Below are 23,809 nucleotides of genomic sequence, written 5' to 3'. Positions count from 1 at the left end.
CAGCCGCTAGCGAAAGGCGAGCACTGTGACGGACGTTGCCAAGTCGACCGATACGGTCACCCTCACCATCGACGGCGTCGAGGTCACCGCCGCCAAGGGGGCGCTGCTGATCCGGGTCGCCGAGCAGCTCGGCACCGAGATCCCCCGGTTCTGCGACCATCCGCTGCTGGCTCCGGCCGGTGCCTGCCGGCAGTGCCTGGTGGAGGTGGAGGGGCAACGCAAGCCCGTCGCCTCCTGCACCCAGGCGGTCGCCGACGGCATGGTGGTCCGTACCCAGCTCACCTCCCCGGTCGCCAAGAAGGCGCAGGAGGGGATCATGGAGTTGCTGCTGGTGAACCACCCGCTCGACTGCCCGATGTGCGACAAGGGCGGTGAGTGCCCGCTGCAGAACCAGGCGATGTCGACCGGCCGCACCGACTCCCGGTTCCACGAGCACAAGCGGGAGTACCCGAAGCCACTGCCGATCAGCACCCAGGTGCTCCTCGACCGCGAGCGGTGTGTGCTCTGCCAGCGCTGCACCCGGTTCTCCGACGAGATCGCGGGCGACAAGTTCATCGACCTGATGAACCGCTCCTCCGCCGAAGAAATCAACATCTACCGGGACGAGGAGTACGGGACCGAGGGTGAGGAAGGCGACGTCCCCTTCAACTCGTACTTCTCCGGCAACACCGTGCAGATCTGCCCGGTCGGCGCGCTGACCGGCACCCAGTACCGGTTCCGCGCCCGCCCGTTCGACCTGGTCTCCAGCCCGAGCGTCTGCGAGCACTGCTCGGCCGGCTGTGCCCAGCGCACCGACTGGCGGCGGGGCAAGGTGATGCGCCGGCTGGCCGGCGACGACCCGCAGGTCAACGAGGAATGGAACTGCGACAAGGGCCGGTGGGGCTTCCAGTACGCGCGCGCCGCCGACCGGCTGACCACCCCGCTGGTACGCGACGAGCGCACCGGTGAGCTGCGAGAGGCGTCCTGGAGTGAGGCGCTCAGCGTCGCCGCCGAAGGGCTGCGTGCCGCTCGGGACACCGGCCAGGGCGCGGCGGTGCTCACCGGTGGTCGGCTGACCGTCGAGGACGCATACGCGTACGCCAAGTTCGCCCGCGTCGCGCTGCACACCAACGACATCGACTTCCGGGCCCGCCCGGTCTCCCGCGAGGAGGCCGACTTCCTGGCCAGCAACGTCGCCGGCAGCACCGACGTCACCTACACCGACGTCGAGAACGCTCCCGCCGTGGTGCTGGTCGGCCTGGAGCCGGAGGAAGAGTGCCCGATCCTCTTCCTCCGGCTGCGCAAGGCGTACCTGAAGAACAGGCTGAAGGTGTACGCGATCGCGCCGTTCGCCACCCGTGGCCTGGAGAAGCTCGGCGCCAAGCTGGCCCGGGTGGTGCCCGGCGAGGAGGCCGGCGTGCTCGCCGAGCACGCCACGGTCGCTGAGGCGCTCAGCGCCGAGGGTGCCATCCTGATCGTGGGCGAGCGGCTGGCCACCGTGCCCGGTGGCCTTTCCGCCGCCGCCGAGGTGGCCGCGCGTACCGGCGCGAAGCTGGCCTGGGTGCCGCGGCGTGCGGGTGACCGTGGCGCCGTCGACACCGGCTGCCTGCCGAACCTGCTGCCCGGCGGGCGGCTGGTGACCGAGCCGGCCGCCCGCACGGAACTGGGTGAGGCGTGGGACTTTCCGGCCGGGGCGATCCCGAGCCAGGCGGGCCGGGACACCGACGGCATTATCGCCGCCACCTCCGCGGGCCAGATCGGCGCGCTGGTGGTGGCCGGGGTGGACCCGGCGGACCTGGCCGACCCGCGCCTGGCCGAGCAGGCCCTGGATACGGTGCCGTTCCTGGTCAGCCTGGAGCTGCGGGCCAGCGCGGTGACCCGCCGGGCGAACGTCGTCCTGCCGGTCGCGCCGGTGGTCGAGAAGGCCGGCAGCTTCCTGGACTGGGAAGGCCGGCTGCGTCCCTTCGAGGCGGTACTCGACACCGCCGCGATGACCGACGGCCGCGTGCTCGACGCGCTGGCGGCCCAGCTGGACGTCCGGCTGGGTACCGGAGACGTGCCGTCCGTCCGGCGTGAGCTGGGCAGCCTGCCGGCGACCCGGGTGGGACGCCCGGCCGTCCCCACGGTCGAGCCGGGCACGGTCGCGCAGCTCGGGCCCGGCGAGGCGGTCCTGGCGACCTGGCACCAGCTCGTCGACCTGGGCAGCCTGACCGACGGTGACGAGCACCTGGGTGGCACCGCGCGCCCGCCGGTGGTCCGGCTGGGCAGGGGTAGCGCCGAGGCGCTCGGTGTCGCCGACGGCGAACCGGTGACGGTGGGCACCGACCGGGGGGCGTTGACCCTTCCGGCGGTGATCACCGAGATGCCGGACGGCGTGGTCTGGCTGCCCACCAACTCGCCCGGCGCGACCGTGCGGCGCAGCCTGGGCGCGACCTCCGGCGCGGTGGTGCGGATCTCCGTACCCGGAACGACGGAGCCGGCGGGCGTGGACGCGAACGAAAGGCGGGCACAGTGACCACGAGCTACCTCGCCCAGGCGCCGTCGCTGAGCGATTTCGGCCATGACCCGTGGTGGCTGGTCCTCGGCAAGATCGTCTTCGCCTTCCTGGTCGCCCTGCTCGGCACGTTGCTGGGCGTGTGGTTCGAGCGGCGGGTCGTGGGCTTCATGCAGGTGCGGCCGGGCCCCAACCAGCTCGGCCCGTTCGGGCTGCTGCAGACCCTCGCCGACGGCCTGAAGATGGCCTTCAAGGAGGACATCCTTCCGCGCTCGGCAGACAAGGTCGTCTACTTCTTCGCCCCGGCCATCTCGGTCATCTGCGCGGTCACCGCGCTCTCGGTGATCCCCTTCGGCCCGATGGTGAGCATCTTCGGCCACCAGACGCCGCTGCAGGTTACCGATGTGCCGGTGGCGGTGCTGGTGGTGCTCGCCTGCTCGTCGATGGCGGTCTACGGCATCGTGCTCGCCGGCTGGGCCTCCGGCTCCACCTACCCGCTGCTCGGCGGCCTGCGCTCGACGGCCCAGCTGATCTCCTACGAGGTGGCGCTGGGGCTGTCCATCGTGGCGGTGTTCATGCTGGCCGGCACGATGTCCACCAGTGAGATCGTGGCCGCCCAGGGCGACGGCACCCAGTTCAGCCTGTTCGGCGCCGACATCCGAGCGCCGGGCTGGTACGCCCTGCTGCTCTTCCCCAGCTTCGTGGTCTTCTTCATCTCTATCGTCGGCGAGACCAACCGGCCGCCGTTCGACCTGCCCGAGGCGGAGTCGGAGCTGGTCGCCGGCTTCATGACGGAGTACAGCTCGCTCAAGTTCGCGCTGATCATGCTCAGCGAGTACGTCGCGATGGTGACCATGTCGGCCTTCACCGTGACGCTCTTCCTGGGTGGCTGGCACGCGCCGTGGCCGATCACCCTGTGGTCGGGCGCCAACTCCGGCTGGTGGCCGCTCCTCTGGTTCTTCGCCAAGGTCGTCCTGCTGGTCTTCGTCTTCGTGTGGCTGCGCGGCACACTGCCCCGACTACGGTACGACCAGTTCATGCGCCTCGGCTGGAAGGTACTCATCCCGATCAGCCTGGTCTGGATCGTGCTCCTCGCCGGCCTGCGCACCATCGACGACTGGGACACCACGAGCCGGATGTACGCCATCGGCATCCCGGCCGGCCTCGTCCTGCTCGCCGCGCTGTTCTGGCCGAGCCGCAAGCCGCAGCCGCAGCCGAGCCTCACCGAGCAGGTCGAGAACCGACCGCCGGGCAGCTTCCCGCTGCCCCCGATGGATCTGCAGGTACCACCGAGCCCGCGTACCCGGCGCATGGTCGCCGAGCGGGAGCCGGCCAACGTTCCCGCCGGCCAGGACACGGAGGAGGTGTGACGTGGGTGCGATCACCGGAACGTTCAAGGGCTTCGGGGTGACCTTCTCGCACATGTTCAGGAAGGTCGTGACCACCGACTACCCGTTCACGCCGCCGACGCCGGCGCCGCGTTACCACGGGCGGCACATTCTCAACCGGTACCCGGACGGGCTGGAGAAGTGCATCGGCTGCGAGTTGTGTGCCTGGGCCTGCCCGGCGGACGCGATTTACGTCGAGGGTGGTGACAACACCGACGAGCAGCGCTTCTCGCCAGGTGAGCGGTACGCCAGCGTCTACCAGATCAACTATGCCCGGTGCATTTTCTGCGGGCTCTGCATCGAGGCCTGCCCGACCCGTTCGTTGACGATGAGCAACGAGTACGAGCTGGCCCGGGACAACCGGCAGGACCTGATCTTCACCAAGGAGCAGCTGCTCGCGCCGCTGTTGCCCGGGATGGAGCAGCCGCCGCACCCGATGCGTCTCGGTGACAGCGAGAAGGACTACTACATCGGCAGCCTGACCAACCCCGGCACCTCCGCCGGTGCGGAGCGGTCACCGATGGGCCCGGGCCGCGGCCAGCTGGACGAGCACCCCGGCGTCGCCTTCCCCGGAGCCGAGCAGGCCGCGCAGCGGGCCGCGGCGGAGAAGGAGGAGACCGCATGACCACCTCGACGCTGCTCGCCGCCTCCGGTGCGGTCTCCGGCGGCGAGGCGGTGACGTTCTGGATCCTCGCCCCCCTCGCACTGGCCGGCGCGATCGGCATGGTCGCGTCCCGCAACGCGGTGCACTCGGCGCTCTGGCTGGTGCTGACCATGCTCAGCCTGGGCGTGTTCTACGTCCTGCAGGCGGGCCCGTTCATCGGCATGGTGCAGATCATCGTCTACACCGGCGCGATCATGATGCTCTTCCTGTTTGTGCTGATGCTGGTGGGCCGCGAGGCATCCGACTCGCTGATCGAGGTGCTGCGCGGCCAGCGGATCGCGGCGATCGGGTTGGGCGTCGGCTTCGCCGTCCTGCTCGGCAGCGGGGTCTACCGGGCCACCCAGGGCACCGCGCCGGTCGGCCTGGAGCAGGCCAACTCCGGCGGCAACGTGGAGGGCATCGCCCGGCTGCTCTTCACCGACTACGTCTTCGCGTTCGAACTCACCGCGGCGCTGCTGATCACCGCCACCATCGGCGGCATGATCCTCGCGCACGTCGAGCGGCGCAAGGAGGACAAGCGCGATCAGGTGGCCACCATGAAGGCCCGCTTCGCGCCCGGCAACTACCCCGGCCCGAAGCCCGGTCCGGGTGTCTTCGCCACCTCCTCGTCGGTCGCCACCCCGGCCCGCCTGCCGGACGGTCGGCTCAGCGACCGGAGCACGCCGGACATCCTTCCGGTGCGGGAGCTGACCGCCGAGGAGACCACGCTGAAGGGCACTGAGAAATGAGTGACTTCTTCTCGGTCGAACCGAACTACTACCTGGTCCTCTCGGTGGTGCTGTTCACCATCGGCGCGGCCGGCGTGCTGGTCCGGCGCAACGCGATCGTGCTGTTCATGTGCGTCGAGCTGATGCTCAACGCGGCCAACCTGGCGCTGGTCACCTTCAGCCGGATGAACGGTGACCTCAACGGCCAGATCATGGCGTTCTTCGTGATGGTGGTGGCGGCGGCCGAGGTCGTGGTCGGGTTGGCCATCATCATGGCGATCTTCCGTACCCGACGCTCCGCCAGCGTCGACGACGCCAACCTGTTGAAGTACTAGAGGGGCCACCGGTGGACGAAATCTTGACGTACGCCCAGGCTGCTCCCGCCGAGACCGTCTCGTACGCGACGGCCGGCGGGCTGCTGAGCAGCGTCTGGCTGCTGGTGGCGATCCCGCTGGTCAGCGCGACGCTGCTGCTGCTGCTCGGCCGGCGGGCCGACCGTTGGGGGCACTGGCTCGGGGTGGCCTCCGTCGGCGCCGCTTTCCTGCTCGGCCTGAGCTACTTCCTCGGCCTGCGCGGCCTGGAGAACAAGTCGGTCCAGCTGAGTCTCTGGGACTTCATCGTGGTCGGCGGCCTGCACGTCGACTTCGGCCTGCTGTTCGACCCGCTGGCCGGGGTCTTCGTCCTGCTGATCACCGGCGTGGGTTTCCTGATCCACCTGTACGCGGTCGAGTACATGGCCCACGATGAACGCCGACGGCTCTTCTTCGCCTACTTCAACCTGTTCATCGCGGCCATGCTGCTGCTGGTTCTCGGCAACAACTACGTGATGCTCTACTTCGGCTGGGAGGGCGTCGGTCTGGCGTCGTACCTGCTGATCTCCTTCTGGTTCACCAAGCCGGCCGCCGCCACCGCCGGTAAGAAGGCGTTCATGATGAACCGGGTCGGCGACGCCGGCCTGGCCATCGCCATCTTCATCATGTTCGCCACCCTCGGTACCACCCAGTACGACGAGGTGTTCAACGGCGTCGGGGCGCTGGCCGGCGGCACCGTGCTGGTGCTTGGCCTGTTGCTGCTGCTGGGCGCGACCGGCAAGTCCGGCCAGTTCCCGCTCCAGGCATGGTTGCCGGACGCGATGGAGGGCCCGACCCCGGTGTCGGCGTTGATCCACGCCGCGACGATGGTCACGGCCGGCGTCTACCTGATCGCCCGTTCCAACATCATCTTTTCGGCGAACACCACGCTGCAACTGGTGGTGGTCAGCGTCGGTGCGCTGACCCTGCTGATCGGCGCGATCATCGGCTGCGCCAAGGACGACATCAAGCGGGTGCTGGCCTGGTCGACGGTGAGCCAGATCGGCTACATGTTCCTCGGTGTCGGTCTGGGCGGCGCGGCGTACGCACTGGCCATCGTGCACCTGCTGGCGCACGGCTTCTTCAAGGCGAACATGTTCCTCGGCGCCGGCTCAGTCATGCACGGCATGTCCGACCAGGTGGACATCCGCCGCTTCGGCGGGCTGTCGAAGTACATGAAGATCACCTGGCTGACCTTCGGCGCGGGATGGCTCGCCATCATCGGCATGTTCCCGCTCTCCGGTTACTGGTCCAAGGAACCGATCATCGCGGCGGCGTTCGAGCGGGAGGGCTGGACGGCCTGGCTGTTCGGCGGGGCGGCGGTGCTCGGTGCAGCCCTGACGGCGTTCTACATGACCCGACTGTTCGTGCTCACCTTCCACGGGCCGAAGCGGTGGACCACGGACATCGAGCACCCGCACGAGTCCCCGCCGCTGATGACCATCCCGCTGATCCTGCTCGGCATCGGCTCGCTGGGCGCCGGCTGGCTGCTGGCCACATCCGTCCCGGACTGGCTGACCGCGACCTCCGGTCTCGGCGCCGCCGAAGCCCACCACGACGCGGTGCTACCGCACTGGGCGATCGTCGCACTGTCGCTGGGCGTCACCGCGCTCGGTGCCCTGCTGGGCTGGTTCCTGTTCCGGGGCGGCACGGCGATCGAGCCGCAGCCGGCCGGGGTGCTGGTCACCGCCGCCCGGAAAAACCTCTACGCCGACGCGGTCAACGAGGCGATCTTCGAAAAGCCGGGCATCTTCCTCACGCGGGCACTGGTCTATCTGGACAACCGGGGCATCGACGGGCTGATCAACGGCCTGGCGGCAGGCATCGGCGGCGGTTCGAGCCGACTCCGGCGGCTGCAGACCGGCTTCGTCCGGTCGTACGCCACCTCGATCCTGACCGGCGCGCTGCTGGTGGTGGCCGCCTTCCTGGCCGTACAGGCGGGGTGGTTGGCGTGATCGACCTCAAGAGGCCGACAGCCTCTCAGGCGGCCGTCGCCGGCGGACCGCACAGTGACGACGGAGGTAAGGCCGCATAATGTCCGACTTCCCGTTCCTCTCGGTGCTCACCGTGGCACCGCTGGTCGGCGCCGTGGTGGTCGCCCTCCTGCCGCGCAGCCGGCCCACGCTGGCCAAGCAGGTGGCGCTCGGCTGGTCGCTGCTGGTGCTGGCGCTGTCCGTGGCAATGTGGGTGACCTGGCAGGTCGACGGTCAGCGCTTCCAGTTCCGTGAGTCGTACCCATGGATCCCGAACTGGGGGGTCAGTTTCACCTTCGCCGCCGACGGCATCGCGCTGGTCATGCTGATGCTGATCGCGGTGCTGGTGCCGCTGGTGATCCTTGCTTCCTGGCACGACGCCGAGTCCTCGAAGCGTTCCGTACCGGTCTACTTCGCGCTGCTGCTGGTCCTCGAATGCACGATGCTCGGTGTCTTCGCCGCCGCCGACGTCTTCCTGTTCTACGTGTTCTTCGAGGTCATGCTGGTGCCGATGTACTTCCTGATCGGCAGCTACGGCGGCCACCAGCGGCAGTACGCGGCCGTCAAGTTCTTCCTCTACTCGCTGGTCGGCGGCCTGTTCATGCTGGCGGCCGTGATCGGCCTGTGGGTGGTAGGCGGCAAGACCTTCGACTGGGTGGCGCTGTCGCAGGTGGACATCTCCACCGGGGCCGAGCGCTGGCTCTTCCTGGGTTTCTTCATCGCCTTCGCGATCAAGGCGCCGTTCTTCCCGTTCCACACCTGGTTGCCGGACGCCGGTGGCGCGGCACCGGCCGGCGCAGCGGCGCTGCTGGTCGGCGTGCTGGACAAGGTCGGCACCTTCGGCATCCTGCGCTACTGCCTGCCGCTGTTCCCGGACGCGGCCCAGTGGTTCGCGCCGTGGGCGCTGGCCCTCGCGGTGATCGGCATCATCTACGCCGCGTTGCTGGCGGTCGGGCAGAACGACCTGAAGCGGCTGGTGTCGTACACGTCGATCGCCCACTTCGGCTTCATCGGTGTGGGCATCTTCGCCTTCACCACCCAGGCGGGCACCGGTGCCGTGCTCTACATGGTCAACCACGGCCTTGCCACCGGCCTGCTCTTCCTGGTGGTCGGCATGCTGATCAGCCGGCGTGGTTCGGCGCTGGTCAGTGACTTCGGTGGTGCCGGCAAGCTTGTCCCGGTGCTGGCCGGGGTGCTCTTCTTCGCCGGTCTCGCCTCGCTTGCCCTGCCCGGCACCGCACCGTTCGTCTCCGAGTTCCTCGTACTGATCGGCACGTTCACCGTCAACAAGCCGGTTGCGGTCATCGCCACGCTGGGCATCATCCTGGCGGCGGCCTACGTGCTGTGGATGGTGCAGCGCACCACCCAGGGCACGCTGAACCCGGCGTTGACCGAGATCGACGGCATGAAACGCGATCTAAACCTGCGCGAGAAGTTCGTGGTCGCGCCGTTGATCGCGCTGATCGTGCTACTCGGCTTCTATCCGAAGCCGGTGACCGACGTGATCAACCCCGCCATCCAGGCGACCATGGAGGACGTCGGTCGGTCCGACCCGGCCCCGTCGGTAGACACCGTCCAGGAGGCGAGCCGATGAGCCCCGCAGTCGCGAACGAAAGGCTGGTCCGGTGAGCGCGAGGAGTGAGCTTGCGAGCCCCGCAGTCGCGAACGAAAGGCTGGTCCGGTGACCGAGCTTGAACTGCCGCCGATCGACTACGCGGCACTCGCACCTATCCTGATCATGCTGGGCGCGGCGGTGCTCGGTGTGCTGGTCGAGGCGTTCGTTCCCCGGCGGCTGCGGCACCCCGTCCAGCTGCCGCTGGCGCTGCTGGCGGTGCTCGCGGCGCTGACCATGGTGGTGTTCAACGCCGACAAGCGGGTGATCACCATCGGGGTGATCGCCGTCGACGGGCCGACGCTGTTCCTCCAGGGCGCGATTCTGGCGCTGTCGGCGGTGGCGCTGCTACTGCTCGGCGAGCGGGCCGTCGAGCGGGGTGGGGCGTTCGTCGCCCAGGCCGCGGTGACCGCTGACTCGCCGGAGGACCGGCGGCAGGCGGCGAACGTGGGTGGTGCCGGCGAGGTCTACCCGCTGACCACCTTCGCCATCGCCGGAATGCTGATCTTCGTGTCGGCGAACGACCTGCTGACCATGTTCATCGCGCTCGAGGTCTTCTCTCTGCCGCTCTACCTGCTCTGCGCGCTGGCCCGCCGCCGCCGGCTGCTGAGCCAGGAGGCGGCGATGAAGTACTTCCTGCTCGGCGCGTACGCCTCGGCCTTCTTCCTGTTCGGGTTGGCGCTGATCTATGGCTTCACCGCAGGTCTGGGTGACCGTCAGGCCGGCGTCGACTTCGCCACCGTCAACGCGGCCGTGGCGAACTCGACGGCGAGCCCGGTGCTGCTCTTCGCCGGCATGGCCCTGGTCGCCATCGGGCTGCTGTTCAAGGCGGCGGCGGCACCCTTCCACGTCTGGACGCCGGACGTGTACCAGGGCGCGCCGACGCCGCTGACCGGGTTCATGGCGGCCTGCACGAAGGTCGCCGCGTTCGGGGCCCTGCTGCGGGTGTTCCATGTCGCCTTCGAGGGCGCACGGTGGGACTTCACCCCGGTGCTCGGCGTGGTGGCGGTGCTCACCATGCTGGTCGGCGTGCTCTTCGCGGTGACCCAGACCGACATCAAGCGGCTGCTGGCGTACTCGTCGATCGCCAACGCCGGCTACCTGCTGGTCGGTGTGCTGGCTCCGGGCAGCGAAGGGCTCTCCGGCACGATGTTCTACCTGGTCGCGTACGGCTTCACGGTGCTGGCCGCGTTCGCGGTGGTGACGCTGGTGCGCGACGCCGACGGGGAGGCCACCCACCTGTCCCGCTGGGCGGGGTTGGGCCGCAGGTCGCCCCTGTACGCCTCGGTCTTCACCTTCATCCTGCTCGCCTTCGCGGGTATCCCGATGACCAGCGGCTTCACCAGCAAGTTCGCGGTCTTCGGCCCGGCGCTGGAGGGCGGACACGTGTGGTTGGTGATCGCCGGCGTGCTGACCAGCATGGTGTTGGCCTTCCCGTATCTGCGGGTCGTGGTGCTGATGTGGCTCTCCGAGCCGGGCGAGTCGACGCCGACCGTCGCGGTTCCCGGCGGACTGACGTCGGCGGCGCTGGTGATCGGGGTGCTCGCGACCCTGGTGCTCGGTGTCGCGCCGGCGCCGTTGCTCGACCTGGCCACCTCGGCTGCGGACTTCGTCCGGTAGGACACGTGCTGTTCGTCGAGGGCCGGCCCATCCGCCTGTGGGCCGGCCCTCGCCTCGTATCCCCGGTCCGGTGCAGGTAGAACGTGTGTGGCATGGTGGGGTGGTGGCGATTAGGGGTGGCGAAGGTTCAGGTGTCACCGGCTCCGGTGGTCTCCGGAACCGACACGGCGCGACTCAGTTGGGCGCGCTCGGCCTTCATCTCGCCGACCCGCGCACCGAGGAGTCCGTGCTGGGTGTGCTGGGTGCGGTCGAGTCGGAGTTGCGGGCCAGCATCGCCAGCGCCGACCCGTTCGTGACCGAGGCGGCCGGGCACCTTGTCGAGGCCGGCGGTAAGCGCTTCCGGCCGCTGCTGGTGGCCCTGGGGGCCCAGTTCGGCGACCCGACCAGGTCGGAGGTCGTGTCGTCAGCCGTGGTGGTGGAGCTGACCCACCTGGCCACCCTCTACCACGACGACGTGATGGACGAGGCATCGGTGCGCCGGGGTGCGCCCAGCGCCAACTCCCGATGGACCAACTCGGTGGCCATCCTGGTCGGCGACTACCTTTTCGCCAGGGCCGCGGACGTCGCGGCCGACCTGGGTCCCGAGGCGGTACGTCTGCAGGCGCGTACCTTCGCCCGGCTGGTGCACGGGCAGATCGCCGAAACCGTCGGTCCGCGGGCCGACGACGATGCGGTGGCGCACTACCTGCGGGTGATCGCGGAGAAGACCGGCTCGTTGATCGCCACCAGCGCCCACTTCGGTGCTCTGTTCGGAGGTGCCGACCCGGCGCAGGTGGCGGCGCTGGCCGGGTACGGCGAGACCATCGGTATCGCGTTCCAGCTCTCCGACGACCTGCTCGACATCGCCAGCGAGTCGACGGAGTCGGGCAAGACTCCCGGCACCGATCTGCGGGAGGGGGTACCGACCCTGCCGGTGCTCTACGCTCTCGCGTCTGACGACGCGGACGCCTCGTCCACCCGCCTGCGGGAGCTTCTCTCCGCCGGCCCGCTGACCGACGACGCCCTGCACGCCGAGGCCCTCAGCCTGCTCCGCGAGTCGCCCGCCCTCAAGCGCGCCCGCGAAACGGTCCGCAGCTACGCCGAGGACGCCAGGTCCCGGCTGGCCCCTCTCCCCGACATGCCAGCCCGCCGTGCCCTGGAGTCCCTCTGCGACCACATCGCCGACCGCACCAGCTGACCCACCCTCATGGAGGGGGCAGCAGGCGGGTGGCGGTGAGCATGAGGGCGGCGGCGGTGAGCATGGCTATGGCGGCCGTCAGCCACATCGCGGGGTAGCCGGCAGCGGCGGCGAGCGGGCCCAGCGTGAGGGGGCCGAGGCAGCCGCCCGCGTACACCCCGGTCTGGGCTATCGAGGTGGCTGCGCCCGGCGCCTGGGGATGCAGCTGGACCACCGCGAAGTTCATCAGCCCCGGCCAGGACCAGCCCAGACCGAAGCCGAGCAGTACGCCGACCACCAGCGGCCCGGAGCCGGACACCGCGAGCATGCCCAGCCCGGCAGCGCCGCCCACCAGCAGGCCGGCAATCGAGGAGATGTGCCCGCCGGAGCGGCGATCGGCCAACCAACCGACCCCGATCCGGGCGGCCACGCAGACGGCACCGCCGAGGGTCAGTGTGAGCCCGGCCATGCCCGGTTCGGAACCCCGGTCGACCGAGGCGTCGACGACGAAGGTGCCCAGAGCGTTCGCCGCGCCCGCGGCCAGTGTCGCGGCCACCCCGACGACGACCAGCCCCACGCTCGCGCTGCCGGTCCTGGCTGTGACCCGACGAGCTGGTTGTGGGCCCTGCCGGGGTACGGCCGGCAGCGTGGCCAGAGCGGCGGCGGCAGCGGCGACGAACGCCCACCGCCAGCCGACGGTGAGCGCGAGGGTGGGCACCGCCACGCCGGCCAGCAGGGTGGAGATCGGGATGGCCGCCTGCTTGACGCCGAATGACAGGCCCTGCCGGCGCGGCGGCACGTGCCGGGCCAGCAGGACGTTGCTGGACAGTTGGCCGAACGCGTTGGCGGTGCCGGCCACGGCCAGTAGGCCGACCAGCACCGGGTAGGACCGGGCCAGTACCGCCACGGCGAGCAGGCTGCCGGCGGCGACCAGGATGCCGGCCCGGGCAATCACGGCACCGCCCCACCGTTCGACCAGCGCGCCGGAGGGGATCGAGGCGAGCGCGCCGACCCCGAAGTAGACCGCCACGACGAGCCCCAGCCCGGCGGGGGAGAAGCCCAATTCGGCCCGCATCTGCACGGCGAGGCCGCCGACCAGGAAGACTGGCAGGACGCAGGCGATGGTGACGGCGACCGCAACGGCGCTCGCCCGGACGGGTCGCGCGGAGGTTTCCCGGGCGTGGGCGGGGGCGGCGTCGGTCATGATGGGGCCAACCTACGTCAGCCGCATCTCGGCGACAGGAAGTGCGTCCGACCTCACATCTCTGCTCCGATGACCTTAGATCCTCCACCCGATCAGGCGTTTCGCGACGGGCCACTTTTTCATATGGTGTAAGTCCCCGGTGGCGGAGGTGGTTGTGCGTGACCCCCTGGCGGAACCTTCGGACCTGATCCGGAGTGTCTCCCGCGCGCTTCGAGTGCTCGAGTCGGTCGGTCGTGCCCCACGCGGGCTGACGGTGAAACAGATCGCCCGCCGCTGCGAGTTGACCGTAGCCACCACTTACCACCTGGTGCGCACCCTCGCGTACGAGGGCTACGTGATCCGTCGGGAGGACGGCACGTACATCGTGGGCCTGGAGGTGGCGGACCGCTACCGTGAGCTGGTCGCCGCGTTCCGCGGGTCCCCGGCGATCGGGGAGAGCCTGCGGCGGGCCGCCATCGAGACCGGTTGGAGCCACTACCTGGGCCGGTTCGTGGGCGGCCAGGTCGCGATCACCGCCGTCGCGGAGGGCCACCGGTCGCCGTACCTGGAGGACCTCGTGCCCGGCTTCGACGAGGGGGCGCACGCCACGGCGCTCGGCAAGGCGTTGCTGGCCACCCTCACCACCGAGCAGCGCGGTCGCTACCTGCGCGACTACGGGATGCGACCGTTCACCACCGCGACCCTCACCACGCCGGAGGCGTTCGAGGCCGACCTGGTGGCCGGGGAGCGGCGTGGGATGCAGCTGGAGCTGAGCCAGTTCCGGCAGGGGGTGGCCTGCGCCGCCGTCCTGGTCAACCCGGACAAGGACATGGAACGGCGGACGGTACTGGCCTGTGCCCTGCCGGCCAGCGAGATGATGACCTCCGCCCGGGTGGTCCGGGCGAAACTGCTCGCCGCGGCCCGCACGATCGCCGACGGCATCGCCGCGGACACCTGAGGCCACCCCCCGTCGAAACGGCCCCCTCCCTGGTGGGGAGGGGGCCGTTTCGACGGGGGGTGGTGCGGACGCCGGGGCGGGGTCAGCTGCCGACCGGTCCGCCGTCCAGCCGCCAGGTCACCACCACACCCGGCTTGGCGTAGTCGCCGTCGGGCCAGGTGGAGGCCGGGCTTCCGACCGTGGCGCCGGTGACCTCGCCAGGGTGCTGCACGGCGACGAAGAGCGAACGCTCGTCCTCCGTGAGGAACGGGCCGCAGGTCTCCGCACCGACCGGCACGGTGAGGAACTGCTTCAGGTGACCCTTCTCCGGCCCTTCGATGGGCGTGGCGAAGAGGCCGTCGTTGCTGCCCAGGGCGTTGCCGTCGGTCGAGATCCAAAGGTTTCCGACCCGGTCGAACAGCAGGTTGTCCGGGCAGGAGATCGGCGACACCTGGGTCTTGTCGTATCCGGCGAAGTAGGTCGACGGCTCCGCCGGGTCGCCGCAGACGATCGGCAGCGACCAGGTGAAGGCGTCCGAGGTGTTGTCTCCCCGGTGCTCCACCAGCTCAAGGATGTGCCCGTGCCGGTTCGCGGTACGCGGGTTCGCCTCGTCCGGCGTCGGGTTGCTGCCGACGCCCCGGTTGGTGTTGTTGGTCAGCGCCACGTACACCTTGCCGGTGAGCGGGCTCGGCTCGACCTCCTCCGGGCGGTCCAGCTTGGTCGCGCCGACCTTGTCACCGGCGAACCGGGTGAAGGCGAGCACCTCGGTGGCGGTCATCCCGTCCACGTGCGAACGGTTTCCGCTGACCAGCTTGATCCAGCGGCCGCCACCGTTGAAGGCACCGTCACTGGGCAGCTTGCCGGAGCCGTCGATCTCCTCGGCGCTGGTCTGGCCGAGCTTGGCGACGTAGAGCGTGCCGGACTCCAGCAGAGTCAGGTTGTGCTTGCGGGCGACCCAGGAGTTGCCCTTCATGAACTTCTTGTCCGAGACGAACTTGTAGAGATAGTCGAAACGCTCGTCGTCGCCCATGTACGCGACCACGTGCCCGCTCTTGGCGACGATGACGTTCGCGCCCTCGTGCTTGAACCGGCCGAGCGCGGTGTGCTTACGCGGGCGGCTCTCCGGGTCGAACGGGTCGATCTCCACGATCCAGCCGTGCCGGTTGGCCTCGTTGGGGTGCTTGGTTAGGTCGAAGCGGTCGGCGGCCCGGTCCCACTTGCGGTTGCCACTCGGGTAACGGGTGGTGGTGCTGATGCCGTAACGGGCCAGCCGGGGCTTGTCGGCCTCTGGCGCGCCGTCCCCGCCGACGAAGTACTGGTTGAAGTTCTCCTCGCCGGAGAGCACAGTGCCCCAGGGGGTCGTGCCACCGGCGCAGTTGTTCAGCGTGCCGATGACCGTCCGACCCTTCGGGTCCGCGGCGGTCTTCACGAACGACGAGCCGGCGACCGGGCCGGTCAGTTCGAACTTGCTGCTCAGCGCGTCGACCCGCCGGTTGTACGCGCGGCGGCCGGAGGTGACGGGCCGCCACTGGCCGGTGCCGCCGACCCGCTCGATCTCCACCACGGACATGCCGTGCGCGGCCATCGCCGCCTTGACCTGCTCGACGCTGAGCGCGTCGTGGCTGGTGAAGTCGGGGAACATCAGGTTCTCGTTGGTGTACTCGTGGTTGACCACGAGCAGTGCCCGCTTACCGCCCTTGTCCAGCGGCAGCACACCGACGTAGTCGTTGTTGTAGCCGAACTGCCTGGCCTGCGCGGCGGCGGTCTGGCGGCGCAGGTTGAACGATGGCGCGCCAGGCACCACCGGGTCGCCCCAGCGGATGATGACGGCGTGGTCGTAGCCGTTCGGCACGACGAACGTGTCCAGGGTGTTCGGCGGGATCGGCTTGAAGCTCAGCGCACCGCTGCCCGGGCGACGGCCGGCGGCGGCCGGCGCCGCGAGAGGGGCAGCGGTCGCCGGGGCCGCAGCGGCGGGAGCCGCGCCAGCCAGCGCACCGACGGCGGCGCCGCCGAAGCCGAGCACCAGCGCACCGACCGCTCCGGCGCGGACCACGCCCCGACGGGAGACCTCGGCGCTGACCACGTCACCGAAGTACGCGTTGTCGGAGGTGTTGGGTACTGGGTGGTCACAGGCGTTGCCGCAGCGGTACAGACAGGTCATGGCATAGCGGCTGCCGTGGCGGGGGGCGCCCAGCAACGGGAGCAGCCGAGGACGGTCGCTCATGGGGAGGATCCTCCTGAGGGTCGGTGCACGCCGGTGCAGTTCACCGGCGCGTACCCGCCGGACGCTAGGAGAGCGTGATGAGCGCCGGTCAGCGGCGATGTGAACCAGCGGTGAAATCCACGCCGGGAATCCGGGTTTGAGCTGGGACTGAACCGATCGGGGTGACCGCACGTATGTCAGGTCGTAACGCCGCGCCCGCTCGCGTCGAGTGCGAGGAGAGCACCATCAGCGACCACGACGCCCACCTGCTGCGCGCTCTGCATGACGAGCATGCCGACGCGCTCTACACGCACGCGTTGCGGCTGGTCAACGGCGATCGGCAGCGCGCCGAGGACCTGGTGCAGGAGACGCTGCTGCGAGCCTGGCGGCATCCGGAGTCGCTCGACCCGCGGCGCGGCTCGGTGCGCGCCTGGCTCTTCACCACCGCCCGGAACCTGGCCATCGACGCCTGGCGGCGGCGGTCGACCCGGGTCGGTGAGGTCTACACCGACGAACTCCCCGAGCCGTCGGAGGTCGTCGACGAGACCGAACGCGCCGTCGAGGCGTGGACGGTCGCGGAGGCGCTCAACCGACTCAGCCCCTCGCACCGCGACGTGTTGGTCGAGTGCTTCTACCAGGGGCGGTCGGTTTCCGAAGCCGCCTCCCGGCTGGGGGTGCCGCCGGGCACGGTGAAGTCCCGCACCCACTACGCGCTGCGCTCGCTACGTCTCGTCCTGGCCGAGATGGGGGTGACAGGATGAAGCGCTGCGAGTTCGTGTACGACGACGGCGCGTACGTGCTGGGCGCGCTCTCCCCCACCGACCGGGCGGCCTACGAGCGGCATCTCGTCGACTGCCCGGCCTGCCAGCAGTCGGTTTCCGAGATCGCCGTCCTGCCCGGCCTGCTCGGCCGGTTGGACCCGGCCAGCCTGGAGCAGTTCCTGCCGCCGCCGGAGAACCCCCGGGTACCCGAACTGCTCAACGCCGCTCGGGACCGCCGGCGCCGCGAACGACAGGCCAACCGCCTTCGGTACGCGGTCACTGCCCTGGCCGCGGCCGCGTTCGCCCTGCTGGTCGGTGTCGGGGCGGTAGCCCTGCTGCCGGGGCAGGGCATCAACGCGCCGGTGGCCCAGGTGCGGATGGTCGAGATGCAGCCGGTGGCCGGGTCGGTGCCGGTGCACGCCGAGATCGGGTTGACCGGCACCAACTGGGGTACCGAGGTGACCATGCACTGCGGATACGACGAGCGGGCCGGGTACGGCAAGGCGAACACCTTCCGGCTGGTCGCCCACGCCGGAGACGGCTCGCAGGAGCAGATCGGGTCCTGGCTGGCAGCCCCCGGCGACGACCTGCGGATCAGCGGCGCGACCCGGTTCACCAACGCCGAACTGGTCCGGCTGGAGTTGATCCGGGCCGACGGCACTCCCGTCCTGGCCTACGACGTCCGCTGAGCGGCTTCCGGCCGACCCGCCGAGTGGTCGCGGGGTTGGTAGCCGGCGGGTGGGCGGTCAGTGGGTTGTCGCGACGGCCACCGGGGGCGGCATGTCGGTCCCCGGGCGTAGACGGCGGGTGTGTCGCGCCTGCCGCAGGGCGTCGCCGGTGAACACGAGCAGGGCGAGCCACACGAGGACGAAGCCGGCCAGCCGGGCCGGTGGCATCGGCTCGTGGAAGATCAGCACGCCGCAGCCGAGTTGAAGGATGGGAGCCACGTACTGGAGCATGCCGAGGACGGTCAGCGGAAGCCGGTTGGCGGCCCCAGCGAACAGCAGCAGCGGGATGGCGGTCAGCGCGCCGGCCAGCACCAGCAGCGCCGTGTGCCCGGCCGAAACGTGGCCGAATGTGGCCTCACCGGTGACCGCGAGCCAACCGAGGAAGGCCAGCGCCGGCAGCGCCAGCACCGCCGACTCGACGAACAGGCCCTCCGCTGCGGGCAGGCCCAGGCGCTTCTTGATGAGGCTGTACCCGCCGAAGCTGAACGCCAGAGTGAGAGCGAGATACGGCAGCCGGCCGTAGTCGACGGTGAGTACGGCCACTGCCAGCGCGCCGACGCCGAGCGCGGTCCATTGCGCCGGGCGCAGCCGCTCGTGTAGCACCAGCACCCCGAGCAGCACCACCACGAGCGGGTTGATGAAGTAGCCGAGGGCGGCTTCCACCACCCGGTCGGAGTTGACGCCGTAGATGTAGGTGAACCAGTTGACCGCGATCAGCGTGGCGGCACAGGCGATGCCGGCCAGCGTGCGCGGCCGGCGCAGCAGGGCCCGCAGGAAACCGATGTTGCGCAGCGCGGCGAGCAGCAGGGCGACGAACGCGACGGACCACACCACGCGGTGGGCCAGGATCTCCACCGGGCCGGCCGGGCGCAGCAGATTGAAGTAGAGCGGAAAGAACCCCCACAGCAGGTACGCGCCGAGTCCGTGGAGGTATCCGAGGCGAAGCGGCGTCACGCCTGCACCGTAGGGGCCCGATCCGCTGGAGGGTCCTTGCTGGTGACCGGGTTCACGACCGGGTCACGGCGGTCGAACTCCATCCACCGGTCGGCCTGTACCGGCGAGAAGCCGATTTTCTCGTACACCCCGTGCGCGTCATTGGTGGCCAGCACGATGCGGCGTACGCCCAACTCGGCCAGTTGGTCGCGGACCGCCCCGGCCAGCCAGGTGCCCAGCCCTCGGCCCCGCTCGGCCCGGTCGACATAGACGTCGCAGAGATAGGCGAAGGTCGCCCGATCGGTGATCACCCGGGCGACGGCGACCTGCCGGCCGTCCTGCGGGTGGTAGACGCCGAATCCAATCGAGCCGGCGAATGCCAGCGCCACCGTCTCGCGGTCCCGGCCGAGCGCCCAGTAAGCTTCCGTGCAGAGCCAGGTGTGCACCAGGTCCAGATCGAGCCGGTCCGGATCCGTGCTGATCGTGTAGCCGTCGTTGCGGGTCGTGGTGAACACGCCTCCGACGCTAGTGCGCCCACCCGCCCGGCTCAGTGGCCAATTCCCGCGATTTGGCCGGTCACCCCGGTGTCGTGGAGGTCCCGGGCAGTCACCGACAGGTGCGGCAACTGCCCGGATCCCGCGGTGACGCTGCCGGCTGGCAGGTGTCAGTCGCGGTCGAGGATGGCGCCGAGGATCCAGGTGACGATGCCGACGAAGAGCGCGCCCAGCACCGCGGCCGGCCAGAAGCCGTCTACGTCGAAGGGCAGCCCCACCTGGTCCGCGATCCAGCCGGTGAGCAGGAACAGCAGACCGTTGACCACCAGCGCGATCAGGCCGAGGGTGAGCAGGTAGAAGGCGCAGCCGACGGTCTTGATGACCGGCTGTAGCACCGCGTTGACCACACCGAAGATGACCGCGACGAGGATCAGTGTCAGCACCGTCTCGGAGACCGAACTCGAGTCGAGAGAGATGCCGGGAATGATCAGAGTGGCCAGCCAGAAGGCCACCGCCGTGGCGCCGACCCGGATCAGTAGACCTTTCAGAAAACCCATGGCGGGCATGGTGTCACGACCGGCGCGCGGGCGGAACCCGCGACACTATTCACACTGGCCCCGCGTCAAGGGGCCGACGAGCTGCGCCTCGATCGGCGTGGCGGCGAGCAGCGCCCAGCGCAGGGCTCGCCGGTTGACGACGGCGACCATGTCGGGCCGGATCCGGGTGAGCATCTGCGCGGAGTCACCGAGCCCCATGCAGGTGCCGGCGACCGTCGCCTCCGACGGGCTCAACGGCTGGAACACGGCCAGGTCAGCCCGGCCCGACGCGTCCGCGTCAGCCGGGGTCAGCTCGTCGCGTACCAGCAGCGTGGCCTGCCAGGCGGTGCCCGGTCGCGGACCGGCGGGCGGCGACGGCGCGTCCTGCACCACGAGCATCGGGGTCAGCGGCGTCGCGGGATGCCCCGGCAGCGGTCGACCCGGCGGCAGCAGTGGGATCGTGTCACCCGGCACGACCGCGCCCCGGACGAACGACTCCCAGGCGTGCGGGCGTGCCGTCCGGACAACCACCCGGGCACCGAGTGCCATCGCGCGGAGGGTGAGTAACTGGGCGGCACGCACCCCGCCGACGAGCATCACCCGGGTGCCCTCCGGGCGGAACAGCCGGACGGTGACGGGTCGGTCGTGCCGGTTGACGCCGAGCATCAGTCCCGCCGAGCCGTACGGCAGGTCCAGGTCCGCTCCACCGGGGAGTACGGGTGGCGTGCCGGCCAGGGCCAGCGGCAGGGTGCGGGCGAGCCCGGCCAGGTGTTCGCCGTCCAGCCGCTGCACCGCCCCGCCGACTGCCGCCACCGTCCGGCGTAACGCCTGGGCGGCGGCCGACAGCTCGGCGGCGGACACCGCGCCCAGCCGGACGGTCAGGCCGGTGTCGGCCGGCGGGTCCGTCCCGACGTCGAGCGACACCGTGGTCGCGGTCGCCGGCAGACCCAGCAGCCGGGGTACGAGTTGGCTCGCGGCGTCAGCCGTCGGCCACCGGGACAGCCGGAAGGCGGTCTGCAACATCCCGCCGGATCGGACCGCCTGCCAGGACTCCCGCACCCCTCGCCCGTCGTGGTGGGCGAATTCGGCGAAGACCCGCAGGGTCGGCCGTTCGCCCAACGGTCGTACGGCCAGCGGCCGTAGCCGCCGGATGATCCGGTGAACAGTGCCGGCGAGGGTGCGGAGCAGCACCTCCTCCGGCCAGCCCCGAGCCCGCGACACCCGGACAACCAGCACCGCCCGCTCCCAGCTGGCCAGCCGCCCGCCGGTGAGCTGGCGGTACGAGGCGGCTGCCAGGCCGGCGTCGGAGGCGGGAGCTGGCGCCGCCGCACCGGCCAGCAGGAGTTGCAGGCGTACGGGTGGGGACTCGCCGGCGTCCGCCGGCAGCAGCTGGGCGGGAGACGGCAGCGGGTACGCACCGTCGCCGAGCAGGTCGGCCGGGTCGCCGATCTCCAGCAGCGCCACCAGCCCGGCCGGGTCGTCCAGTACCGCGGCGGGAGCGCCGGCCAGCTCGACGGGACGGATGACGGAGCTCGGGGCCGCCAGGCCGAGCAGTGCCGCCGGGCCGGACGCGGGTGTGGCCGCCCGTCGGCGGGCGAGGTGGCTCAGACCGACAGCCAACCATTCGTGGAGCCAGCGCTGGCGTACCCGGCACCAGGTCAGGGCCAGCAGCGTCGCTGTCGCCACGGTCGCGGCCAGCGTCGGCAGTGGACCACGGCCCAGCGCGGCGACGAACCCCGCCAGAGTCACCTGGGTCATGACGATCTGCCCGGTTCCCGACCGCCACCGTTGGCCGCGCCTCCACTGTGCCGCGCTCGGCGGGATACGCCGCCCGGGTGTCGGCGACGGCCCGCCGGGTGGGGGCAGCCTGATCGGAGCTGGGCGGGCGGGTGTGCCGGTCGTCGCCATCGCGTCTCCTCCGCTGATCACCCGTCGCGACCCCCCTGAGGCTCATAGTAGTTGCCGCCGAATGCCCGCGTCGTCCACAGGGGAGCGGGGTGGGGTAGCAGGAACGCGGTCGTCTCGCTACTGTCAGCGACGAGTTCTCGTTGGCCGTCCCGCGTCGCGCTCGCCCTCCGGCGATGTGGGTGGTGCGTTGCACCGCAGGCCAGCCACGATCGAGGAGACGAGGTGACGTCCGGGGTGTCCCAGACCCAGGCAGAAGCCGCGGTGATGCAACAGACCGCGACGAAGTTCGAGCAGACCGACCAGTCCTTGCAGTCGATGCTGAGTGGACTGTTGGCCCGTCTGGAGATCCTCCAACAGGCCTGGCGCGGGGCTGGCGGCCGGTCGTTCGAGCAGGTCAAACAGCAGTGGGCGCAGGACCAGGCAAGCCTGCAGCAGGCGCTGCGGGAGACGGCGGGCGCGATTCGCACCGCCGGCACGCACTACGACGCATCGGATACCGAGGCGGCCAGTCGGGTGGCCGCCACCAACCGCGGCGGCATCCAGCTGCCGCTCTAGGCCACGACCGAGGGGGAGGGATCCGATGGAGCACGGTGTACTGGTCGTCAACTTCGCCGCGTTGCAACAGGCCAGCGCGGACATTCAGCGGGCGTTGAACACGCTCGACGCACAACTCGGTCAGTTGGAGAGCGACGCGGCTCCACTGGTGGCAAGCTGGTCCGGCGCGGCCCAGCAGGCGTACGAGCAGCGGCAGGCCCGGTGGCGTACCGCTTCGGAGGACCTTCAGAGGATGCTGCGGGACATCAAGCTCGCGGTCGACGAGTCGGCGTCCGACTACCTCGACACGGAAAAGCGGAACGCCGGCCTCTTCCAGTGATTCACGGCGTGGTGGCGTCGGTCGGTCCGGCCGGCGTCACCACGCGTGCGGCTCGTCCGGATCGGCCGGGCGCCAGCGTCGGCGGATCCCCCGGGGAACGACCAGGGCCGCCAGCGCGGCCGTGGCCACCACCAGCATGCCGGCGGTGGCCACCAGCACCGCGCGTTGCCGGGCGGCGGCCCGGCGGTCCTGCTGTCCCAGCAGCGCCGGATCCGGCCGGTCGTCGGCCAGCGCGCCCACCGGGCCGGAGCGTGTCGTCAGGCCACCACCGGCCTCGGTGACGGCTCGGTACGGATTGAGCGATCCCGCGCCGTAACCTCCGTCGGGCGCAGGGTCGGCGCTGGCGACGATCTGCCGGGCCACCTCGACCGCGGTCAGGTCGGGCCGGTACTGGCGTAGCAGGGCCGCCGTGGCGGCGACGAAGGGTGCGGCGTAGCTGGTCCCCTCGGCCAGCCGGTGGCCCTGCCCGGGGGTGGCCGTGAGCACTTCCGTGCCGGGCGCGACCAGGTCCACGTGGGCGCCCGTCTGGGAGAAGTCGGCCCGCAGTCCGTCGACGGCGAACGCGCCGACTGCGAGTACCCCGTCGTAGGCCGCCGGATACGCGGGCGGGTTGCCGCTGCCCTGCAGGTTGCCGGCGGCGGCCACGACGACCACGTCGCGGTCGGCCGCGTGGGCCACCGCCGCGCGGACCGCCGGATGATCGCTGTACAACACGACGGAAAGGTTGAGGACGTCGGCTCCATGGTCCACGGCCCACCGCAGCGCGCGGGCGAAGTCCGCCGGCCGGACCGTGCGCCCCGTTCCGCGCCCATCCACAACCTGCTGTTCGCTGACCCGGATCGGCAGGATCCGGGCGTCCGGGGCTAACCCTCGGAAGCCGATCCCATCGTGCGGGGTGGCGGCGATGATGCTCGCCACGCCGGTGCCATGGCCGGCGCAGTCGCGGCTGCCGTCACCGCCCGGGTCCAGCAGATCGGTGCCGGCAAGCACCCGGCTGGCGAGCTGGGGATGCCGCGTGTCCACGCCTGAGTCGATCACCGCCACGGTCACCCCCGCTCCGGTGGCCAGCGGAGCGATTCTCTCCGGGGCGTACCGCTGCTGGGGCCAGGGGGTGTCGGGCACGGACCGGACCGGTGCCGCCGCCGAGGCGCACGCCGGTGCGGCGCGAGCTGGTGCCGCGAACGGCACCGCCGACGTCGCCGCGGCCAGCAGGGCGGCCAGACCCGCCAGGCGGGGACGTGTGGGGTGCCGGGACATCGACCGCCTCCGTATCGTGTCGATACCGGAACGGAATGTTATCGCTTCCCGT

General features: G+C 70.6%; 21 protein-coding genes. 14 read left to right on the top strand and 7 right to left on the bottom strand.

Translation table 11 applies throughout. The features are described 5' to 3' along the window. Positions 1-25: 25 nt before the first annotated feature. The 9 genes from ACFHWY_RS13070 (at position 26) to ACFHWY_RS13030 (ending at position 11,964) form a co-directional block, all read left to right on the top strand. A complete protein-coding gene (locus ACFHWY_RS13070; RefSeq protein ID WP_416580427.1) occupies positions 26-2,494 on the top strand; it encodes an NADH-quinone oxidoreductase subunit G in 2,469 nt (822 codons plus the stop codon). Next, positions 2,491-3,843, top strand: coding sequence for an NADH-quinone oxidoreductase subunit NuoH (gene nuoH, locus ACFHWY_RS13065; protein WP_416580426.1), 1,353 nt, complete (start codon positions 2,491-2,493; stop codon positions 3,841-3,843). Before ACFHWY_RS13070 ends, nuoH begins: the two co-directional genes overlap by 4 nt. 1 nt (position 3,844) lies before the next feature. Further along, the gene (nuoI, locus tag ACFHWY_RS13060; protein WP_416580425.1) at positions 3,845-4,486 is read left to right on the top strand and encodes an NADH-quinone oxidoreductase subunit NuoI; all 642 of its coding nucleotides are present in this window, start codon (positions 3,845-3,847) and stop codon (positions 4,484-4,486) included. Next, positions 4,483-5,253, top strand: a complete 771-nt coding sequence (locus ACFHWY_RS13055; protein ID WP_416580424.1) for an NADH-quinone oxidoreductase subunit J — start codon at positions 4,483-4,485, stop codon at positions 5,251-5,253. Before nuoI ends, ACFHWY_RS13055 begins: the two co-directional genes overlap by 4 nt. Continuing rightward, the gene (nuoK, locus tag ACFHWY_RS13050; protein WP_111215429.1) at positions 5,250-5,567 is read left to right on the top strand and encodes an NADH-quinone oxidoreductase subunit NuoK; all 318 of its coding nucleotides are present in this window, start codon (positions 5,250-5,252) and stop codon (positions 5,565-5,567) included. Before ACFHWY_RS13055 ends, nuoK begins: the two co-directional genes overlap by 4 nt. Before the next feature lie 11 nt (positions 5,568-5,578). Further along, on the top strand, positions 5,579-7,537 hold the full coding sequence (gene nuoL, locus ACFHWY_RS13045; protein ID WP_416580423.1) for an NADH-quinone oxidoreductase subunit L: 1,959 nt from the start codon (positions 5,579-5,581) through the stop codon (positions 7,535-7,537). A gap of 79 nt (positions 7,538-7,616) precedes the next feature. Next, positions 7,617-9,149, top strand: coding sequence for an NADH-quinone oxidoreductase subunit M (locus tag ACFHWY_RS13040; RefSeq protein ID WP_416580422.1), 1,533 nt, complete (start codon positions 7,617-7,619; stop codon positions 9,147-9,149). Positions 9,150-9,236: 87 nt separating this feature from the next. Further along, on the top strand, positions 9,237-10,787 hold the full coding sequence (gene nuoN / locus ACFHWY_RS13035) for an NADH-quinone oxidoreductase subunit NuoN (RefSeq protein ID WP_416580421.1): 1,551 nt from the start codon (positions 9,237-9,239) through the stop codon (positions 10,785-10,787). A gap of 109 nt (positions 10,788-10,896) precedes the next feature. After that, positions 10,897-11,964: a polyprenyl synthetase family protein gene (locus ACFHWY_RS13030; RefSeq protein WP_416580494.1), complete on the top strand. Its 1,068-nt coding sequence runs from the start codon at positions 10,897-10,899 to the stop codon at positions 11,962-11,964. 7 nt (positions 11,965-11,971) lie between these two features. Here ACFHWY_RS13030 and ACFHWY_RS13025 read toward each other — a convergent pair whose 3' ends face one another. Then, complete coding sequence (locus tag ACFHWY_RS13025; RefSeq protein ID WP_416580420.1) at positions 11,972-13,147, bottom strand: MFS transporter; 1,176 nt, start codon at positions 13,145-13,147, stop codon at positions 11,972-11,974. A 154-nt stretch (positions 13,148-13,301) separates the two neighbouring features. Here ACFHWY_RS13025 and ACFHWY_RS13020 point away from each other — a divergent pair, with 154 nt between their 5' ends. Beyond that, positions 13,302-14,084: an IclR family transcriptional regulator gene (locus ACFHWY_RS13020; RefSeq protein ID WP_416580419.1), complete on the top strand. Its 783-nt coding sequence runs from the start codon at positions 13,302-13,304 to the stop codon at positions 14,082-14,084. Between the two features lie 82 nt (positions 14,085-14,166). On the opposite strand, the gene ACFHWY_RS13015 is transcribed toward ACFHWY_RS13020, so the two are convergent. Continuing rightward, positions 14,167-16,287, bottom strand: coding sequence for a PhoX family protein (locus ACFHWY_RS13015; protein ID WP_416580418.1), 2,121 nt, complete (start codon positions 16,285-16,287; stop codon positions 14,167-14,169). A 245-nt stretch (positions 16,288-16,532) separates the two neighbouring features. Here ACFHWY_RS13015 and ACFHWY_RS13010 point away from each other — a divergent pair, with 245 nt between their 5' ends. Then, positions 16,533-17,027 (top strand): sigma-70 family RNA polymerase sigma factor, encoded by a 495-nt coding sequence (locus ACFHWY_RS13010; RefSeq protein WP_416580493.1) that lies wholly within the window; start codon positions 16,533-16,535, stop codon positions 17,025-17,027. Beyond that, a complete protein-coding gene (locus ACFHWY_RS13005; protein ID WP_416580417.1) occupies positions 17,024-17,716 on the top strand; it encodes an anti-sigma factor family protein in 693 nt (230 codons plus the stop codon). The genes ACFHWY_RS13010 and ACFHWY_RS13005 overlap by 4 nt, the downstream gene beginning before the upstream one ends. Positions 17,717-17,773: 57 nt before the next feature. Here the strand turns inward: ACFHWY_RS13005 and rarD are convergent, their stop codons facing one another. The 4 genes from rarD to eccE all read right to left on the bottom strand — a co-directional run bounded on the left by rarD (position 17,774) and on the right by eccE (position 21,626). Continuing rightward, a complete protein-coding gene (gene rarD / locus ACFHWY_RS13000) occupies positions 17,774-18,709 on the bottom strand; it encodes an EamA family transporter RarD (protein WP_416580416.1) in 936 nt (311 codons plus the stop codon). After that, positions 18,706-19,203, bottom strand: a complete 498-nt coding sequence (locus ACFHWY_RS12995; protein WP_416580415.1) for a GNAT family N-acetyltransferase — start codon at positions 19,201-19,203, stop codon at positions 18,706-18,708. The genes rarD and ACFHWY_RS12995 overlap by 4 nt, the downstream gene beginning before the upstream one ends. 149 nt (positions 19,204-19,352) lie before the next feature. Further along, positions 19,353-19,739 carry a phage holin family protein gene (locus ACFHWY_RS12990; RefSeq protein ID WP_416580414.1) on the bottom strand — a complete coding sequence of 129 codons (387 nt, stop codon included), beginning with the start codon at positions 19,737-19,739 and terminating at the stop codon, positions 19,353-19,355. Between the two features lie 45 nt (positions 19,740-19,784). Continuing rightward, the gene (eccE, locus tag ACFHWY_RS12985; protein WP_416580413.1) at positions 19,785-21,626 is read right to left on the bottom strand and encodes a type VII secretion protein EccE; all 1,842 of its coding nucleotides are present in this window, start codon (positions 21,624-21,626) and stop codon (positions 19,785-19,787) included. 234 nt (positions 21,627-21,860) lie between these two features. On the opposite strand from eccE, the gene ACFHWY_RS12980 reads away from it, so the two are divergent. Next, positions 21,861-22,181, top strand: coding sequence for a WXG100 family type VII secretion target (locus tag ACFHWY_RS12980; protein ID WP_416580492.1), 321 nt, complete (start codon positions 21,861-21,863; stop codon positions 22,179-22,181). A gap of 25 nt (positions 22,182-22,206) precedes the next feature. Beyond that, positions 22,207-22,500 (top strand): WXG100 family type VII secretion target, encoded by a 294-nt coding sequence (locus ACFHWY_RS12975; protein WP_416580412.1) that lies wholly within the window; start codon positions 22,207-22,209, stop codon positions 22,498-22,500. A gap of 36 nt (positions 22,501-22,536) precedes the next feature. Here the strand turns inward: ACFHWY_RS12975 and mycP are convergent, their stop codons facing one another. After that, positions 22,537-23,757 (bottom strand): type VII secretion-associated serine protease mycosin, encoded by a 1,221-nt coding sequence (gene mycP, locus ACFHWY_RS12970; protein ID WP_416580411.1) that lies wholly within the window; start codon positions 23,755-23,757, stop codon positions 22,537-22,539. Between the last annotated feature and the right edge of the window lie 52 nt (positions 23,758-23,809).

This window comes from Micromonospora sp. LOL_024, assembly GCF_048060415.1.
Taxonomy (GTDB): Bacteria; Actinomycetota; Actinomycetes; order Mycobacteriales; family Micromonosporaceae; genus Micromonospora.
This window is presented reverse-complemented; position numbering and strand designations above follow the sequence as displayed.